Origin of the sequence: Pantoea dispersa, assembly GCF_014155765.1 — a bacterium.
GTDB lineage: Bacteria > Pseudomonadota > Gammaproteobacteria > Enterobacterales > Enterobacteriaceae > Pantoea > Pantoea dispersa.
Genome location: NZ_SCKT01000004.1, coordinates 232,347 through 250,879, shown reverse-complemented (window position 1 = coordinate 250,879; position 18,533 = coordinate 232,347). Strand labels below are relative to the sequence as shown.

Sequence of the window (18,533 nt, the reverse complement as noted above, 5' to 3'; positions counted from 1 at the left end):
GCACCTGCATTCAGATGCAGGCCAGTCAAACTGACCGGTTAACTTACTTCGCGACGCGCGCAACCTCTTGTGCCACCCGTTCGGTCGCATCAGGAATCGCGACCTGGCGGGCTTTTTTCGCCATCGCCAGCAGCGTGGCGCGATCCCAGTGGCGCAGCGTGTCTGCGACGGCCGCAGCAGTAAACTGCGGCTGCTCGAAAATTTTGGCCGCGCCGGCTTTTTCCAGCGGCAGCGCATTCCAGTACTGCTGACGATCTTTGTGCTGGAACGGCACGAAAATCGCCGGTAAACCCGCCGCCGCCACTTCACTGACGGTCAGCGCGCCGGAGCGGCACACCACCACATCGGCCCACGCATAGGCTTGCGCCATGTCATCGATAAACTCGGTGACCTTGTGCTGCGGCTGGCCAGCGGCCTGATACGCCTGCTGCACGGTCTCCCGTGCGCCTTTGCCGGTCTGATGCCACAACGTGATGGCGTCACCCAGTTCGGCGGCGACCTGCGGCACGATCTGATTGAGGATGCGCGCGCCCTGACTACCGCCAATCACCAGCACGCGAATCGGCCCGCTGCGGTGTGCCAGACGCTGCGCCGGAAGCGGCAGCGCCAGCACATCATTACGCACCGGGTTGCCCACCACCTCGGCAGTGGGGAACGCGCCCGGAAAGGCCTGCATCACTGTGGTGGCGATTTTCGCCAGCCACTTATTGGTCAGCCCGGCAATGCCGTTCTGCTCGTGCAGCACCACCGGGATGCCGCAACTCCACGCCGCAAGGCCGCCCGGACCGGAAACATAACCGCCCATGCCCAGCACCACATCCGGCTGCCAGTTTTTCATGATGCGGCGCGCCTGGCGCCACGCATTGAAGATGCGCACCGGTGCCAGCAGCAGGGCCTTTACGCCTTTACCGCGCAATCCGCTGATGCGGATGAAGTCGATGTCGATGCCATGCTTTGGCACCAGATCGGCTTCCATCCGGTCTGCCGTTCCCAGCCAGCGCACCTGCCAGCCTTGTTCGATCAGATGATGCGCCACGGCCAGTCCGGGGAACACATGTCCGCCGGTACCCCCTGCCATGACCATCAGCCGTTTACCACTCATCGGGCACCTCGGGTAAACGCCTGGGCTTTTGCCAGACGTGTTTCATAATCTATGCGCAATAAAAACACGATGGCGGTCGACATAATGATCAGACTCGATCCACCGTAACTGATCAGCGGCAGCGTCAGGCCCTTGGTCGGCAGCATACCCGCCGCCGCACCAACATTAACCAGCGCCTGGAAGCTAAACCACACGCCAATGGAACAGGCGAGGAAGCCGGAAAAACGCTGGTCGATCTCCAGCGCGCGACGGCCAATCGACATTGCGCGAAAAGCGACGAAGAATACCATCAACAGCGCCAAAACCACACCGACATAACCCAACTCTTCACCGATAATTGAGAAGATAAAGTCGGTGTGCGCTTCCGGCAGATACTCCAGTTTCTGCACCGAGTTGCCCAGGCCCTGCCCCCAGAACTCACCGCGGCCAAACGCCATCAGCGACTGAGTCAGCTGGTAGCCGCTGCCGAACGGATCTTCCCACGGGTTCCAGAAGGAGGTTACGCGGCGCATACGGTAAGGTTCCGCGATAATCAGCAGCACCACGGCGAAAATGCCGGAGCCGATAATCGCCAGGAACTGCCACAGTTTGGCGCCCGCCAGGAACAGCATCGCCAGCGTGGTAACAAACAGCACTACCACGGTGCCGAGGTCTGGCTGGGCCAGCAGCAGCACCGCCAGCACCACCATCACGCCCATCGGCTTACAGAAGCCCCAGAAGTTGTTACGCACCTCTTCCACTTTGCGCACCAGATAACTGGCGAGATAGCAGAACAGCGACAGCTTGGATAACTCCGCTGGCTGAATACGCAGCGGCCCGAGCGCGATCCAGCGCGATGCGCCGTTAACCGAGCTACCGACCACCAGTACGATCAGCAGCATCGCCACCGAGGCCATCAGCATCGCGTTGCTGTAGCGCTGCCAGAAATCCATCGGTACGCGCAGCGTCACTAACGCCATCCCCAGCGCCAGTGCGATATAAAAGGCATCTCGCTTGGCAAAGTAGAACGGATCGTCGTTAAGACGCTGTCCAACCGGCATCGACGCCGAGGTGACCATGACAAAACCGATAATCGCCAGGCCAAATGTCAGCCACAGCAGCGTGCGGTCATACAGCACCACCGGCGCGTCGTCGTTGTCGCGCGCGCCCATCACCCAATCACGCAGGCGCAGCGAAATAAAACTGGCGATACTGGCTCCGGGAATACGCATCAGCTCAGCTCCTTCGCCAGTTGCGCGAAGCGATCGCCGCGCTGTTCAAAATTACGGAACTGGTCGAGGCTGGCGCACGCCGGTGACAGCAGCACCAGGTCGCCCGCCTGCACCTGCGCGGCAATCTGCGTCATCGCCTGTTCGAGCGTGTCGGTGCGCGTCGCCACTGCCGGACGCAGCGCGGCCAGCGCATCGCCGTCGCGGCCAAAGCAGAACAGCCGCACGTTGTCGCCCTGCAGATAGCGCGCCAGCGGCGTAAAGTCCGCCCCTTTGCCATCGCCACCCAGCAGCAGCCACAGCGTACCTTTCACCTGCAGGCCGTTAAGCGCGGCTTCGGTGCTGCCCACGTTGGTGGCTTTCGAATCATTAATCCAGCGCACGCCATGCGCTTCGTGCACCAGCTGGAAGCGATGCGGCAGGCCGCTGTAGGTGGTTAACGCTTTCAGGCTGGAGGCGCGCGGGATATTCACCGCATCGGCCAGCGCCAGCGCGGCAAGCGCATTGGTGTAATTGTGCTGCCCGACCAGCTTCATCTCGTCGGTATTAAGGACTTTCTCGCCCTTCACCCGCAGCCAGGTACTGCCCTGCTGCTGGTTGAGGTGATAATCGCCAACGTCGATGCCAAAGCTGACGCAGCGGCGATCGGCACCGCGCACCGGCATGGTCATGCCATCGTCGGCATTCACCACGCAGATATCCGCGTTTTCATAGATGCGTAATTTAGCGGCGCGGTACTGCTGCATGCCGAGCGGATAGCGATCCATATGATCCTCAGTGACGTTGAGGATGGTTGCCGCCGCCGCTTTCAGGCTGTGGGTGGTTTCCAGCTGGAAGCTGGAAAGCTCCAGCACATACAGCTGCGCCGGCGATTTGAGCAGCGTCAGCGCTGGCAGCCCAATGTTGCCGCCTACGCCCACCTGCCAGCCCGCGGCGCGCGCCATTTCGCCCACCAGCGTGGTGACGGTACTTTTGCCATTGGAACCGGTGATCGCCACAATCGGCGCCTGCGCTTCACGGCAGAACAGTTCGATATCGCCGACAATTTCAATGCCGGCGTCGGCCGCTTCGCTCAGCGCCGGGTGCGCCAGCGCGATGCCCGGGCTGGCGATGATCAGATCGCATGCCAGCAGCCAGTCGCTGTTGATACCGCCAACGTGGCGCTCCACCTGCTCTGGCAGTTTGTCCAGCCCCGGCGGTGACACACGGGTATCCATCACGCGGGGCGTTACGCCCTGCGCGAGGAAGAAATCAACACAGGACAGGCCGGTGATGCCTAATCCAATGATGACGACTTTTCTGCCCCGATAGTCAGCCATGATTAACGTACCTTGAGCGTTGCCAGGCCAATCAGCACCAGCATCAGCGAAATAATCCAGAAGCGCACGATCACGCGCGGCTCCGGCCAGCCTTTCAGTTCATAGTGGTGGTGAATCGGTGCCATGCGGAAAATACGCTGACCGCGCAGCTTGAACGAACCCACCTGCAGAATCACCGACAGCGTCTCGACCACAAATACGCCGCCCATGATCACCAGCAAAAATTCCTGACGCAGCAGCACTGCCAGCGTACCCAGTGCGCCACCCAGCGCCAGCGAACCCACGTCGCCCATAAAGACCTGCGCCGGATAGGTGTTGAACCACAGGAAGCCGAGACCGGCCCCGACAATCGCGGTACAGACAATCACCAGCTCACCGGCGTGACGCAGATACGGAATGTGCAGATACTCGGCAAATTTCACGTTACCGGTCGCCCAGGCCACCAGTGCAAATCCCGCCGCGACAAACACCGTTGGCATGATGGCCAGACCATCCAGACCGTCTGTCAGGTTTACCGCATTACCGGTTCCGACAATCACAAAGTAGGCCAGCACCACGTAGAACAGGCCGAGCTGCGGCATAACATCTTTGAAGAACGGCACCACCAGCTGTGTGGCAGGCGTATCTTTACCGGCGATGAACAGCGCGAACGCCACGCCGAGCGAAATCACCGACATCCAGAAATATTTCCAGCGCGCGATCAGGCCCTTAGTGTCTTTACGCACCACTTTGCGATAGTCATCAACAAAGCCAATTACGCCAAAACCGACCAGCACCACCAGCACGCACCAGACGTAAGGATTGGACGGATAAGCCCACATCAGCACCGAAACCGTGATGGAGGTCAGAATCATTATGCCGCCCATGGTCGGCGTGCCGCGCTTGCTGAAGTGCGACTCCGGACCATCGTTACGTACCACCTGGCCAATCTGCAGTTTCTGCAGCCAGGCGATCAGGCGCGGGCCCATCCATAAAGAGATGAACAGAGCGGTCAGCAGGCTGACAATGGCGCGAAACGTCAGATAGGAAAAGACGTTAAAGCCGGAATAAAATGCGACCAGATGTTCGGCCAGCCAGACTAGCATGTTCCTTTCTCCTGTAAGCTCTGTACTACCTGCTCCATGGCGGCACTACGTGAACCTTTAACCAAAATAGTGATGTCCGCATGTTGGGACAGCAGCGTGCGTAAACGTTCAGTCAGTTCAGCTTTACTGGCGAAATGTTCGCCCCGGCCGCTGCTTTCACTAATCAAATGGCTGAAGCTGCCGGTGCTCAGCACACAATCAATACCGGCGGCTTTCGCCGCTTCGCCCACCTGACGATGACAGGCTTCGGCTTCTTCGCCCAGCTCACCCATGTCACCCACCACCATGACGCGGAAGCCCGGCATATCGCCCAGCACCTGCGCAGCGGCGGTCATCGAACCGACGTTGGCGTTGTAGCTGTCATCCAGCAGCAGCTGATTACCGGCGAGGCGAATCGGGAACAGGCGCCCAGGAACGGGCTGTAAGGTTTTAAGGCCAGACTGGATAGCGGTTAACGGCGCGTCAACCGACAGCGCCAGCGCGGCAGCAGCCAGCGCATTAGCGATATTGTGCCGGCCCGGCAGCGGCAGCTCGACGGCGATGTCACCGCGCGGCGTGTGCAGGGTAAACAGCGTGGCGTCAGCGCGCAGCACGATATCGCTGGCGCGGAACTCCGCGTCTGCCATCGGCTGCGGCGAAAAGCGCCACAGGGTTTTATCAGCAAACTGCGGCTGCCAGTTGGGCAGATCGTTGCTGTCAGCGTTGATGATTGCGGTGCCGTGTACCGGTAAGCCGCCAAAGATTTCGCCTTTGGCTTTTGCCACGCCCGCCAGTGAACCGAAGCCTTCCAGATGCGCCGCCGCCAGATTGTTAACCAGCGCGGTTTCCGGACGCACCAGATTGGTGGTGTAGGCGATTTCACCCTGATGATTCGCGCCCATTTCAATCACGGCATACGCGTGTTGCGGGGTAAGACGCAGCAGCGTCATCGGCACGCCGTAATCGTTGTTGAGATTACCGGCGGTATACAGCGTTTCACCGCACTGGCGCAGAATCGCCGCGGTCATCTCTTTCACGGAGGTTTTACCGGAGGAGCCGGTCAGCCCCACCACGCGCGCTTTCGCCTGCTGACGCACCCAGGCGCCGAGCTGACCAAAAGCGATACGCGTGTCAGCGACCACCACCTGCGGCACGTCAACCGCTAAACGACGGTTCACCAGCAGCGCCTGAGCGCCACTGGCGATAGCGTCGGCGGCAAAATCGTGCGCATCAAAACGTTCACCCACCAGCGCGACAAACAGGCTGCCTGGAGTGACTTTACGGGTATCCGTGGTGACATCAGCGATAGTGAGATCGCTGCCGTGCAGTTGCCCACCGCTAATCTCTGCCAGAGTTTTCAGCGTAACCGGAATCATGCCATTACCCCCAGCAAACGGGCGACGGTGTCGCGGTCAGAGTAGTCAAGGCGGCGGTTGCCGATGATTTGATAATCTTCATGGCCTTTACCGGCCACCAGCACGATTTCGTCGGCGCTGGCCTGCATTACCGCATGAGTGACCGCCTGCGCTCGTCCTGCTATGACGCGGGCCCGGCCCGGATCGAGCAGGCCGGTGAGAATGTCGTTAACAATCGCCGTCGGCTCTTCGCTCCGCGGATTGTCATCGGTGATCACCACGATATCGGCAAACTGTTCGGCAATCGCGCCCATCAGGGGACGTTTGCCTTTGTCACGGTCGCCACCGCAGCCAAATACGCACCACAGCTGACCCTTGCAGTGCAGCCGGGCCGCTTCCAGCGCTTTTTCCAGCGCGTCTGGCGTATGTGCGTAATCCACCACCACCGTCGGCTTGTGCGCGGCGGTGAACACTTCCATACGACCGCACACCGGCTGCAGCTGGCTGGCACTGGCCACCAGCGTGTCGAGCGGATAATCCAGCGTCAGCAGTGTCGCCAGCGCCAGCAGCAGATTGCTGACGTTAAAGGCGCCCATCAGGCGGCTGTCAAACTCGCCTTTGCCCCAGCTCGAACTGAACTGCACGTGTGCGCCGCCGTCGTGATAATCGATCGCCGTCGCCTGCAGCCAGCGGCCACGACAGCCGGGCTGCAGATTGTTGCCCAGCGTAACGGCCACGGCATCCGGTAATTTTTCCAGCCAGCGGCGGCCCACTTCATCATCAGCGTTGATGATGGCCTCGCCCACCTGATGCTCAGAGAACAGCAGCCACTTGGCCGATTCGTAGCCCTGCATGTCACCGTGATAATCAAGGTGATCGCGGCTCAGATTGGTAAATACCGCGGCGGCAAACGGCAGCGCGGCCACGCGATGCTGCACCAGACCATGCGAGGAGACTTCCATGGCGGCCACGGTGGCGCCCTGCCCGACCAGGTCGTGCAGAATATGCTGTACATCCACCGCCGAACCGGTGGTGTTTTCACTCGGCACCAGCTGACCGTACAGGCCATTGCCCACCGTGCCCATCACCGCGCCGGTTTCGCCCAGCAGGTTGGCCCACTGCGCGATCAGCTGCGTGGTGGTGGTTTTGCCGTTAGTGCCGGTCACACCAATCAGCTTTAATTTGTCAGCCGGCTGCTGGTAGAAACGCCCGGCCAGCGCGGAAAGGCGCTGCGGCAGCTGGGCCAGATAGATGACCGGGACGCCGTGCATCTCGCGGATATCACCATCGCTGGCTTCGCCTTCAGCCTCGGCAATGACCGCCGCCACACCCTGGGCGATGGCCTGTGGAATAAATCGACGTCCATCAGCATGATGGCCCGCCACGGCGATAAACAGATCGCCAGCAGCCGCAGCGCGGCTGTCCAGTGTCATGTCACGGAGTGGACGCGCCGGCGCGCCAGGCACCCACGGGGCCAGCAAGTCGCGCAGGTTACGATCTGTCACTTGATTCCTCACTTCTCTTATTCTTCACCAACTCGTTTTTATCCACCGTTGGCAGCGCATCCGGTTCAATGTTCATGGTGCGCAGGACACCGCCCATGATGGCGCCAAACACCGGTGCAGAAACCGCACCACCATAATATTTACCGGCCTGGGGATCGTTGATCACCACCACCAGCGCAAAACGCGGGCGACTGGCAGGCGCAACGCCCGCGGTGTAAGCAATGTATTTATTGACGTAGCGTCCGTCCGGCCCGACTTTTTTCGCGGTACCGGTTTTGATCGCGATGCGATAGCCCTTGATGGCGGCTTTAACACCACCGCCACCCGGCAGCGCCACGCTTTCCATCATGTGCATCACGGTTTTCACCAGGTCTTCCGGGAAAACGCGCTCGCCCGCCACCGGCGGGTCAACTTTGGTAATCGACAGCGGGCGGTTGATGCCGTAGCTGCCAATGGTTGCGTAGACTCGCGCTAACTGTAACGGCGTTACCATTAGCCCATAGCCGAAAGAGAAGGTGGCCCTCTCTATGTCAGACCACCGTTGTTTTTGAGGGTATAAGCCACTACTTTCCCCGACCAGCCCCAAATTGGTCGGTTTACCCAGGCCAAAGCGCGCGTAAGTTTCTACCAGCGCTGAGGAGGGCATCGCTAACGCGAGGCGCGAAACCCCGACGTTACTCGACTTCTGCAGAACCCCGGTAAGGGTCAATTCGTTATAGCGCGCCACGTCTTTGATCTCATGACCATTGACGCGATACGGCACGGTGTTCAGAACGCTGTTCTCTTTCACCACGCCGCGCTGTAGTGCGGTCATCACCACCATTGGCTTCACGGTGGAACCCGGCTCGAAGATGTCGGTAATAGCGCGGTTACGCATGACGTCTTTCGGCGTGTTGTTGAGATTATTGGGGTTGTAAGCCGGGCTGTTGGCCATCGCCAGCACTTCGCCGGTGTTCACGTCCACCAGCACCGCAGTGCCAGATTCGGCTTTGTTGAAGGCAACGGCATTGTTCAGTTCGCGGTACACCAGCGCCTGCAGGCGCTCGTCGATGCTCAGCGTCAGGTTGTGCGCGGCGCGGCTATCGACCGAGGAGATATCTTCAATCACCCGCCCGTAGCGGTCTTTGCGCACGGTACGTTCGCCCGGCTCGCCGGTCAGCCATTTATCAAAGCTCTTCTCGATGCCTTCAATGCCCTGGCCGTCAATGTTGGTGAAGCCAATCAGGTGGGCAGTGACCTGACCGGCGGGATAGTAGCGGCGCGACTCCTGGCGCAGGTAAATACCGGGCAGCTTGAGCTTTTTCACGTATTCGCCAATCGCCGGGTTAACCTGACGGGCGAGGTAAATAAAGCGCCCTTTTGGGTTGGCGTTGACGCGCGCCGCCAGCTGATCCAGCGGGATCGACAGCGCATCCGACAAGGCTTTCCAGCGGCTATCAACGGTGACGCCGCCGTGCTCGGTCAGCTCTTTGGGATCGGCCCAGATGGCGTTAACCGGCACGCTTACTGCCAGCGGGCGTCCGGCGCGATCGCTGATCATGCCGCGTGCGGTAGGCACTTCCTGCACGCGCAGCGAACGTAAATCGCCTTCCTTCACCAGCTTATCCGGGCTGATGACCTGCAGCCACGCCACGCGCGACAGCAATCCGCCCAGCGCCAGAAGAATACAGCCGCACAGCAACGCAAAACGCCAGCTTACAAAGCTGGCCTTATCTTCCTGTTTTCTTAACTTCAGCGTTTTGCCTGCGCCGCTCATTGAGGTCTGCGATTCCTTATTTCTGCACCACAATATTTTCCTGTGAAGGATCAACATGCTGCAACTGCAGCTTATCGGTTGCTATCCGTTCTACCCGGCTGTGATCGCCCAGCGCATTCTCTTCGAGGATCAGGTTGCGCCATTCGATATCCAGCGCATCACGCTCCAGCACCAGCTGCTCACGCTGCGCCGTCAGCAGACGGGTCTTATGCGTGGTGGTCACCACCAGCACCGAAGAAACCAGCACGGCGATCAGCAGCAGCAGCGGGATCTTGCCAAAACGCAGCAGATCGCCACCAATGACGCCGGGCAGGCTGTGACGCTCATTGCCAATCACGATGCGGTTCTCTCAGCGATACGCAGGACCGAACTGCGCGCGCGCGGGTTGTCTTTGACTTCGGCTTCGCCAGGAATCAGCTTGCCGAGGGTTTTCAGTTCACGTCCGCCCAGCGCTTTCAGCTGGCTCTCGGTCATCGGAATCCCGGCCGGCACCTGCGGACCACGGCTCTGGTCACGCATAAAGCGCTTCACCAGCCGATCCTCCAGCGAGTGGAAGCTGATGATGGATAAACGCCCGCCCGGTGCCAGCACCGTTAATGCCCCTTTCAGCGCGATATCGATCTCTTCCAGCTCACTGTTGATCCAGATGCGTATCGCCTGGAAGCTGCGCGTCGCCGGATGCTTAAACTTATCTTTTACCGGCGTTGCCGCCGCAATCAGATCGGCCAGCTCTTTGGTGCGCGTCATCGGCTGTTCCCGGTTGCGCTCGACAATGGCGCGGGCGATGCGTTTTGCGAAGCGCTCTTCACCGTAGGTTTTCAGCACAAACGCAATGTCTGCCTCTTCCGCGCTCTGCAACCACTCGGCTGCCGACTGACCGCGCGTTGGATCCATACGCATATCCAGCGGCCCGTCGCGCATAAAGGAGAAACCGCGCTCGGCGTCATCCAGCTGAGGCGAAGAGACGCCCAAATCCAGCAGTACGCCGTCGATTTTTCCGGTCAGCCCGCGCTCTTCGACATACTCAGCCAGCGCTGAAAACGGCCCGTGCACAATCGAGAAACGTGGATCTTTTATCTCAGCGGCTGCGGCTATGGCTTGCGGATCGCGGTCGATCGCCAGTAACTGTCCGTGCGCGCCAAGCTGCGACAGGATCAGGCGTGAGTGACCGCCGCGACCAAAGGTGCCGTCAATATAAATGCCGTCTTCCCTGATATTAAGGCCGTTAACCGCCTCATCCAGCAGCACCGTGGTGTGTTTAAAATTTTCCTGCATAGCTATAGCGACAAGTCCTGCAACCGCTCAGATAAAGGCTCCTGAGCTGACTGTTCTGCGTCAATATCGTCCTTAACTTGTTGATACCAGGTCTGTTCATCCCACAGCTCAAACTTGTTGAACTGTCCAACCAGCATCACTTCTTTGGTCAGGCTCGCATGCTGGCGCAACGTGTTCGCCAGCAGTAAACGGCCTGCGTTATCCATCTGGCACTCGCTGGCATGTCCTAACAGCAGACGCTGCACGCGACGCTCGTTCGGATTCATACTGGATAACCGGGCCAGTTTTTTCTCAATAATTTCCCATTCGGGCAGGGTATAAAGCAGCAGGCAGGGCTGATGGAGGTCAATGGTGCAAACCATTTGACCCTGAGACTCTGCGAGCAGCAATTCGCGATAACGCGTCGGCACCGCCAGGCGCCCTTTGCTGTCGAGATTGACTAACGTTGCTCCACGGAACATGCCAGCCCTACCCCTCAGTTACCCGTTTTCACCACTTTATCCCACTTTTTACCACGAAACGAGTTTACGGAGCCGATGAAATCCTTGTCAAGCCGCAACGGCAAGTGAATATCACTCTTTACACCGAATGAAATTAACCGGAGAGAAGAATAAGAGGAGAATGAATGGTCAATTTAAAATTAACCTGATGAATAACAGTATAAAAAAAATTTGCGTCAGATTTATCGGTGAAAATTAGCGCAATTTTACCGCTGCGATTATTCTGCCCCAATCTGCGACGGCGGCGGCATTTTAGGGGATTTCTGAAAGGAAGCCCAGCACCATCGCGTCAGCTCTGCTATAGGCGATTGCTGAAGATGTAAACAAATAAGAAAATCCAGCGCCGATAATTCGTTAGCCGGAGCGATGATAATTTACCCTTTTTTACGTCCGTGTGCGTCTGGTTAAATATGGATGAGAGAAATTAGCGCGGGCGACGTCTCGCCCGACGCTTCATTTAGCGCGACGACTTAATTGTCCGCGGCGGAATAAATTACGGCGGATACGGGTTAAACCTGGCTTCGGTTTGCGTGGCTCATCCAGCGAAGCCAGCACCAGCTCCAGCACACGCTCAGCAACATCGCGATGGCGCTGCCCTACCGCCAGCACCGGGCACTCCAGAAAGTCTAATAATTCGTGGTCGCCGAAAGTCGCAATAGCCAGGTCAGTTGGCAAGCGGCCGTCACGCTTCAGCGTCACGTCCATCACCCCCTGCAGCAGGCCAAACGAGGTGGTAAACAGCGCTTCGGGCATCGCGTGGTCTTCGAGGTATTTTTCAAACAGCGTCGCCGCTGCGGCGCGGTCAAAGCTGTTGCAATAAATGAAATCGATCGGGCGCTCATCACCCTGCCACGCCTCGCGGAACCCCATTTCACGCAGGAAGCTGACCGACAGCTCTGGCAGCGCGCCGAGAAACAACACGTTTTTCACCGGCAGCTGACGCAATTCAGCCGCCAGCGCCTGCGCGTCATCCTGATCGGCACCGACCACGCTGGTGAAGTGTTCACGATCCAGCGCGCGGTCCAGCGCGATAATCGGCAGCGGATCGTTGACCCAGCGCTGATAGAACGGATGTTCCGGCGGCAGCGATGTGGAGACAATGATCGCATCCACCTGACGCTGCAGCAGGTGCTCAATGCAGCGCATTTCGTTATCCGGCTGATCTTCGGAACAGGCAATCAGCAGCTGATAGCCGCGCTGACGCGCCTGACGTTCGAGATAGTTGGCGATGCGGGTATAACTGGTGTTTTCCAAATCGGGGATCACCAGACCAATCGAACGGGTGCGTCCGGCGCGCAGGCCCGCAGCCACCGCGTTGGGGTGATAGTTGTACTCACGCACCACCGCCATGACTTTCTCAACGGTTTTGTCGCTGACACGATACTGCCGCGCTTTGCCATTGATGACATAGCTCGCCGTGGTGCGCGACACGCCCGCCAGGCGCGCAATTTCATCCAGTTTCACGATGACACCTTAATTCTGATAAGCCAGGGCTGGCGAAAATGTCCGCAGAGTAGCTAAGGGTAAAACATTTGTAACATCTAACCGCAGAACAGTACGCTGAGCAACCGCTTTTCATGCACAAGCGGCCGAAGCGCATAAAATAAAAAAACCCGGCATTCCGCCGGGTTAGCTTGAAAACCGATGATAACTTTGCGGTATTAACGCATTACGCGATCGCCACGTGATACCCCGACGATGCCGGAACGCGCCACTTCAACGATTTCCGCCACTTCGCGCACGGTGTTGAGGAACGCATCGAGTTTATCGCTGGTGCCGGCCAGCTGAACCGTGTACAGCGTCGGCGTCACATCGATGATCTGCCCACGGAAAATTTCCGCGCTGCGTTTTACCTCTTCGCGACCGTACCCGCTGGCCTGAATCTTCACCAGCATGATTTCACGCTCGACGTAAGCGCCCTGCCCCAGTTCGCTGACGCGTAACACGTCCACCAGCTTGTGCAGCTGCTTTTCGATCTGCTCCAGTACTTTCTGGTCGCCCACGGTCTGAATGGTCATGCGCGACAGGGTAGGATCGTCGGTCGGCGCGACGGTCAGGCTCTCAATGTTATAGCCGCGCTGGGAAAACAGCCCCACCACGCGCGACAATGCGCCGGATTCGTTCTCCAGCAGAACTGATAAAATACGACGCATAATTAAGTCCTCTCCGTTTTGCTCAACCACATCTCATCCATCGCGCCACCGCGAATCTGCATCGGGTAGACGTGCTCGCTGCCGTCCACCGTGACATCCACAAACACCAGACGCCCTTTCGCCAGCGTATCAAGCGCCAGCTGCAGCTTCTCTTCCAGCTCAGCCGGATACTGAATCGCGATGCCCACGTGGCCATAGGCTTCCGCCAGGCGCACGAAGTCCGGCAGCGACTCCATATAAGATTGTGAATGGCGGCCGGAGTAAATCATGTCCTGCCACTGTTTCACCATGCCGAGGAAGCGGTTGTTCAGGTTCAGCACCAGCACCGGCAGGTCGTACTGCAGCGCGGTCGACAGCTCCTGAATGTTCATCTGGATACTGCCGTCGCCGGTCACGCAAATTACGGTCTCCTGCGGCAGCGCCATCTTCACGCCGAGTGCCGCCGGCAGGCCAAAGCCCATGGTGCCGAGGCCGCCGGAGTTGATCCAGCGACGCGGTTTATCGAACTGATAGTAAAGCGCGGCGAACATCTGGTGCTGGCCGACGTCCGAGGTCACATACGCCTCACCGTGCGTCAGACGACAAATGGTTTCGATCACCGCCTGCGGTTTGATTTTGTCGCTGGTACGGTCAAATTCCAGGCACTTGCGGCTGCGCCAGCCTTCAATGCTCTGCCACCAGTCACGCAGGCTGTCGAGCTCCTGCTTCGCCTCGCTCTGCGCCAGCAGCTCCAGCATCTGCGTCAGCGTCTGTCTGGCATCGCCGACAATCGGAATATCGGCGCTGACGGTCTTGGAAATCGAAGTCGGGTCGACGTCAATGTGCATCACGGTGGCATTCGGGCAATACTTCGCCAGATTGTTGGTGGTGCGGTCGTCAAAGCGTACGCCGATACCAAAGATCAGATCGGCATTGTGCATGGTCATGTTGGCTTCATAGGTGCCATGCATACCGAGCATGCCCACACACTGGCGATGCGTGCCCGGGAACGCGCCCAGCCCCATCAGCGAAGTGGTGACAGGAATATTCAGCTGTTCTGCCAGCTGCAGCAGTTCCGCCTCGCAGCCAGAAGTAATGGCCCCGCCGCCGACGTAAATTACCGGCTTGTGCGCCGCCAGCAGCGTCTGCAGCGCGCGCTTGATCTGGCCTTTGTGGCCCTGCAGCGTCGGATTGTAAGAGCGCATGCTGACGGTTTCCGGCCACACGTACGGCAGCTTATTGGCCGGATTCAGAATATCTTTTGGCAGATCGATCACCACCGGTCCCGGACGACCGCTGGCCGCCAGCCAGAAGGCTTTTTTCAGCACTGTCGGAATCTCTTCGGTGCTTTTCACCAGGAAGCTGTGCTTCACCACCGGACGCGAAATCCCCACCATGTCGCACTCCTGGAAGGCGTCATAGCCAATCAGCGAGGACGGCACCTGACCGGAGAGGATCACCAGCGGAATGGAATCCATATAAGCGGTCGCAATACCGGTGATAGCGTTGGTGGCGCCAGGACCTGAGGTGACCAGCACCACGCCGACTTCGCCGGTCGCGCGCGCCAGGCCATCCGCCATATGTACGGCGCCCTGCTCGTGGCGCACCAGCACGTGGTCAATACCACCGACCGTTTGCAGCGCATCATAAATATCGAGCACCGCACCGCCCGGATAACCGAATACCTGCTTAACGCCCTGATCGATTAACGAACGGACGACCATTTCGGCTCCTGACAACATCTCCATTTTCTGCCTCCAGGCTTGAGAGCCAGCTGCGCCAGCAAACGCTATCCTGCGTGCCGCTCGCATCTGTCCCTTTATTGCCAATTAAGATCAAAACCTTATGTTTATGCTCAGAAGACGCCATTCATTTCGTCTTCCAGGTACAGGGAATCTACCTGCGTGGATTCTTTTGAGAGTAGGCCGATTACCATAACCGCAGAAAACCCGGCCTGCAAACGTCATAAGGCGGCACGGCGCTGTCAGTGGCAAAAAAGGCACTGACGCGTGATTATCGCCCGGGAGGAATAAACTAATGCGATGGCATAAGGACAGAGGAAAATGCTGGTTTGCAGATTATTTACAGCGTGTTGTAAGAAATATGATTTTCATATTGCCAGCGTGTTTAGCCCACAATTTTTTCCGTTACCGCGTTTCTGGCGTGATTAACTCTTAAATCCCTCTTCCACATCACAATCTGCTAAACAACAAGCTTTATCTTGTTTTTCCACCTGACGAATAAGCCTTACTAAAAACATATAATTCAGCAACTTAAAATTACCCGCCTTTTTTAAAAGATTTTTTTAAGTGGCATAACGCGCTAAGCCACCGTTAATTAATGGCAATGCTCTGTGATGACCGATAATCCCAGCACATCACCCTTTTCCGGCCAGAGAAATACCCTTTCACTTAGGGTTGACATCGCCAGGCGAATCCAGTACCAATATGTGCAGCACTCATTTTACGAGGTTTGATTCATGTCACGTTCTTTTCGTCTACTCGGTCTACTACTTAACGCATCCAGTTTGCGCGGTAGACTCGTGGGCGAAATCAACAACTGATTCGAACCTGCTGAAAGTTAAAAAACCCGCGCCACTGCGCGGGTTTTTTTATGCTCGTAGCACCGGCGAAGTCAATGCAAAAGGAAGATGACCATGAGCCAGCAAGTAATAATTTTCGATACCACTCTGCGCGACGGCGAACAGGCATTACAGGCCAGCCTGAGTGTTAAAGAAAAACTGCAGATCGCCCTGGCGCTGGAAAGGATGGGCGTGGATGTAATGGAAGTCGGTTTTCCGGTCTCTTCGCCGGGTGATTTCGAATCCGTGCAGACCATTGCCCGGACCATCAAAAACAGCCGCGTGTGTGGTCTGGCGCGCTGTGTCGAGAAAGATATCGACGCGGCTTACGAATCGCTGCGCGTGGCCGACGCCTTCCGTATTCACACCTTTATCGCCACTTCGCCGATGCACATCGCCACTAAACTGCGCAGCACGCTGCCGGAAGTGATTGAACGCGCGGTGCACATGATTAAGCGGGCGCGCAACTATACCGATGACGTTGAGTTCTCCTGCGAGGACGGTGGCCGTACGCCGATTGACGACCTGTGCCGCATGGTAGAAGCCGCAATCAACGCCGGTGCCACCACCATCAATATTCCGGACACCGTGGGCTACACCCTGCCGGGCGAGTACGCCAACATCATTGGTCAGCTGGTACAGCGCGTGCCGAACATCGACAAAGCGATTCTGTCGGTACACACCCATGACGATCTGGGCATGGCGACCGGTAACGCCATTGCGGCGGTACTGGCCGGTGCGCGTCAGGTCGAAGGCACGCTGAACGGCCTGGGCGAGCGCGCCGGTAACTGTGCGCTGGAAGAGGTGATCATGGCGATCAAAACCCGTCAGCAGATCATGAACGTGCACACCAATATCAATCATCAGGAAATCTACCGCACCAGCCAGATTGTCAGCCAGATCTGCAACATGCCGATCCCGGCCAACAAAGCGGTGGTCGGTTCCAACGCCTTCGCCCACTCCTCCGGCATTCATCAGGATGGCGTGCTGAAGAACCGCGAAAACTACGAAATCCTGACGCCAGAATCGATTGGCCTGCACAAAATTCAGCTGAACCTGACCTCCCGCTCCGGCCGTGCCGCCGTGAAGCACCGTATGGAAGAGATGGGTTACAAAGAGTCCGATTACAACCTGGATACGCTGTACGACGCCTTCCTGAAGCTGGCGGACAAAAAAGGCCAGGTGTTCGATTACGACCTGGAAGCGCTGGCCTTCATTAATAAGCAGAATGAAGAGCCGGAGTACTTCCAGCTGAACGAATTCAACGTGCAGACCGGCTCCAGCGTCACTGCGACGGCGTCGGTGCAGCTGGGCTGCGGCGAAGAGGCCAAAGCCGACGCCGCCACCGGTAACGGTCCGGTTGATGCCGTCTACCAGGCTATTAACCGTATCACCGGCTTCGATGCTGAGCTGGTGAACTACAAGCTGACCGCGAAAGGCCACGGCGAAAACGCGCTGGGTCAGGTCGATATCGTGGTCAACTACAACGGGCGTAAATTCCACGGCGTGGGTCTGGCGACCGATATCGTCGAATCCTCGGCGAAAGCGATGGTGAATGCCCTGAACAACATCTGGCGGGCAAAGCAGGTCGAAAAAGAATTGCAGCGTAAATTTAAAGATCAGAAGGAAACGGTGTAACTATGACTCAGTCTTATCATATTGCGGTAATGCCAGGCGACGGAATCGGTCCGGAAGTGATGGCGCAGGCCATGAAAGTTCTCGACGTGATTCGCGCGCGCTTCGATATGCGCATCACCACCAGCGAATATGATGTCGGCGGTATCGCCATCGATCGTCACGGTGAACCTTTACCCGCCGCCACCGTGGCCGGTGCTGAGCAGGCTGATGCCATTCTGTTCGGCTCGGTCGGCGGTCCAAAATGGGAACACCTGCCGCCAGCTGGCCAGCCTGAGCGCGGTGCGCTGCTGCCGCTGCGTAAACACTTCAAACTGTTCAGCAACCTGCGCCCGGCGGCGCTGTATAAAGGTCTGGAAGCATTTTGCCCGCTGCGCAGCGACATCGCCGCCCGCGGCTTCGACATCCTGTGCGTGCGTGAGCTGACCGGCGGCATCTATTTCGGCCAGCCGAAAGGCCGCGAAGGCAGCGGCGCGCATGAACGCGCTTTTGATACCGAGGTCTATCACCGTTTCGAAATCGAGCGTATTGCCCGCAACGCCTTTGAAGCTGCGCGCAAGCGCCGTAATAAAGTGACTTCCGTTGATAAAGCTAACGTGCTGGCGACCTCGGTGATGTGGCGTGAAATCGTCAACGAAGTGGCAAAAGATTATCCGGATGTGCAGCTGAGCCATATGTACATCGACAACGCCACCATGCAGCTGATTAAGGATCCGTCGCAGTTTGACGTTTTACTCTGCTCGAATCTGTTTGGTGACATTCTGTCGGACGAGTGCGCGATGATTACCGGCTCGATGGGCATGCTGCCTTCGGCCAGCCTGAATGAAGAGGGATTCGGCCTGTTCGAACCGGCGGGCGGTTCCGCACCGGATATCGCCGGCCAGAACATCGCCAACCCGATTGCGCAGATTCTGTCGCTGGCGATGCTGCTGCGTTTCAGCCTGAATGCTGACGCCGCTGCGGATAGCATTGAGCGCGCGGTAAGCCGTGCGCTGGAAGCGGGCCATCGCACCCGTGATTTGGCCGGTGACGGCCCTGCCGTGAGTACCGATGAAATGGGCAGCATCATTGCCGGTTACATCAGCGAGGAAAAATAACAAA

16 protein-coding genes are annotated in these 18,533 nt (G+C 58.1%); 3 read left to right on the top strand and 13 right to left on the bottom strand.

Annotated elements, in window-relative coordinates:
* Nucleotides 1-43: 43 nt before the first annotated feature.
* From murG to ilvI, 13 genes are all read right to left on the bottom strand, one after another.
* Nucleotides 44-1,102 carry an undecaprenyldiphospho-muramoylpentapeptide beta-N-acetylglucosaminyltransferase gene (murG, locus tag H7K56_RS14400; RefSeq protein WP_150360694.1) on the bottom strand — a complete coding sequence of 353 codons (1,059 nt, stop codon included), beginning with the start codon at nucleotides 1,100-1,102 and terminating at the stop codon, nucleotides 44-46.
* Nucleotides 1,099-2,313 (bottom strand): cell division protein FtsW, encoded by a 1,215-nt coding sequence (ftsW, locus tag H7K56_RS14395; RefSeq protein WP_021507561.1) that lies wholly within the window; start codon nucleotides 2,311-2,313, stop codon nucleotides 1,099-1,101. The genes murG and ftsW overlap by 4 nt, the downstream gene beginning before the upstream one ends.
* Nucleotides 2,313-3,629, bottom strand: coding sequence for a UDP-N-acetylmuramoyl-L-alanine--D-glutamate ligase (murD, locus tag H7K56_RS14390; protein ID WP_058770622.1), 1,317 nt, complete (start codon nucleotides 3,627-3,629; stop codon nucleotides 2,313-2,315). Before murD ends, ftsW begins: the two co-directional genes overlap by 1 nt.
* A 2-nt stretch (nucleotides 3,630-3,631) precedes the next feature.
* The gene (mraY, locus tag H7K56_RS14385; RefSeq protein WP_021507563.1) at nucleotides 3,632-4,714 is read right to left on the bottom strand and encodes a phospho-N-acetylmuramoyl-pentapeptide-transferase; all 1,083 of its coding nucleotides are present in this window, start codon (nucleotides 4,712-4,714) and stop codon (nucleotides 3,632-3,634) included.
* On the bottom strand, nucleotides 4,708-6,069 hold the full coding sequence (gene murF, locus H7K56_RS14380) for a UDP-N-acetylmuramoyl-tripeptide--D-alanyl-D-alanine ligase (protein WP_104188111.1): 1,362 nt from the start codon (nucleotides 6,067-6,069) through the stop codon (nucleotides 4,708-4,710). Before murF ends, mraY begins: the two co-directional genes overlap by 7 nt.
* Nucleotides 6,066-7,553 (bottom strand): UDP-N-acetylmuramoyl-L-alanyl-D-glutamate--2,6-diaminopimelate ligase, encoded by a 1,488-nt coding sequence (murE, locus tag H7K56_RS14375; RefSeq protein ID WP_150360693.1) that lies wholly within the window; start codon nucleotides 7,551-7,553, stop codon nucleotides 6,066-6,068. The genes murF and murE overlap by 4 nt, the downstream gene beginning before the upstream one ends.
* On the bottom strand, nucleotides 7,540-9,309 hold the full coding sequence (gene ftsI, locus H7K56_RS14370) for a peptidoglycan DD-transpeptidase PBP3 (RefSeq protein ID WP_150360692.1): 1,770 nt from the start codon (nucleotides 9,307-9,309) through the stop codon (nucleotides 7,540-7,542). Before ftsI ends, murE begins: the two co-directional genes overlap by 14 nt.
* Nucleotides 9,310-9,325: 16 nt before the next feature.
* On the bottom strand, nucleotides 9,326-9,646 hold the full coding sequence (gene ftsL, locus H7K56_RS14365; RefSeq protein WP_021507567.1) for a cell division protein FtsL: 321 nt from the start codon (nucleotides 9,644-9,646) through the stop codon (nucleotides 9,326-9,328).
* On the bottom strand, nucleotides 9,643-10,584 hold the full coding sequence (rsmH, locus tag H7K56_RS14360) for a 16S rRNA (cytosine(1402)-N(4))-methyltransferase RsmH (RefSeq protein WP_021507568.1): 942 nt from the start codon (nucleotides 10,582-10,584) through the stop codon (nucleotides 9,643-9,645). The genes ftsL and rsmH overlap by 4 nt, the downstream gene beginning before the upstream one ends.
* A gap of 2 nt (nucleotides 10,585-10,586) precedes the next feature.
* On the bottom strand, nucleotides 10,587-11,045 hold the full coding sequence (gene mraZ / locus H7K56_RS14355) for a division/cell wall cluster transcriptional repressor MraZ (RefSeq protein WP_021507569.1): 459 nt from the start codon (nucleotides 11,043-11,045) through the stop codon (nucleotides 10,587-10,589).
* A gap of 492 nt (nucleotides 11,046-11,537) precedes the next feature.
* Nucleotides 11,538-12,548: a catabolite repressor/activator gene (gene cra, locus H7K56_RS14350; protein ID WP_010615604.1), complete on the bottom strand. Its 1,011-nt coding sequence runs from the start codon at nucleotides 12,546-12,548 to the stop codon at nucleotides 11,538-11,540.
* Nucleotides 12,549-12,745: 197 nt separating this feature from the next.
* Complete coding sequence (gene ilvN / locus H7K56_RS14345; protein ID WP_010615603.1) at nucleotides 12,746-13,237, bottom strand: acetolactate synthase small subunit; 492 nt, start codon at nucleotides 13,235-13,237, stop codon at nucleotides 12,746-12,748.
* A 2-nt stretch (nucleotides 13,238-13,239) separates the two neighbouring features.
* On the bottom strand, nucleotides 13,240-14,964 hold the full coding sequence (ilvI, locus tag H7K56_RS14340; RefSeq protein WP_150360691.1) for an acetolactate synthase 3 large subunit: 1,725 nt from the start codon (nucleotides 14,962-14,964) through the stop codon (nucleotides 13,240-13,242).
* Nucleotides 14,965-15,695: 731 nt separating this feature from the next.
* On the opposite strand from ilvI, the gene leuL reads away from it, so the two are divergent.
* The 3 genes from leuL to leuB all read left to right on the top strand — a co-directional run bounded on the left by leuL (nucleotide 15,696) and on the right by leuB (nucleotide 18,529).
* Nucleotides 15,696-15,779, top strand: coding sequence for a leu operon leader peptide (leuL, locus tag H7K56_RS23540; RefSeq protein WP_125308910.1), 84 nt, complete (start codon nucleotides 15,696-15,698; stop codon nucleotides 15,777-15,779).
* 93 nt (nucleotides 15,780-15,872) lie between these two features.
* A complete protein-coding gene (gene leuA, locus H7K56_RS14330; protein ID WP_021507571.1) occupies nucleotides 15,873-17,435 on the top strand; it encodes a 2-isopropylmalate synthase in 1,563 nt (520 codons plus the stop codon).
* Nucleotides 17,436-17,437: 2 nt separating this feature from the next.
* The gene (gene leuB, locus H7K56_RS14325) at nucleotides 17,438-18,529 is read left to right on the top strand and encodes a 3-isopropylmalate dehydrogenase (RefSeq protein ID WP_150360690.1); all 1,092 of its coding nucleotides are present in this window, start codon (nucleotides 17,438-17,440) and stop codon (nucleotides 18,527-18,529) included.
* The last annotated feature ends 4 nt before the right edge of the window (nucleotides 18,530-18,533 follow it).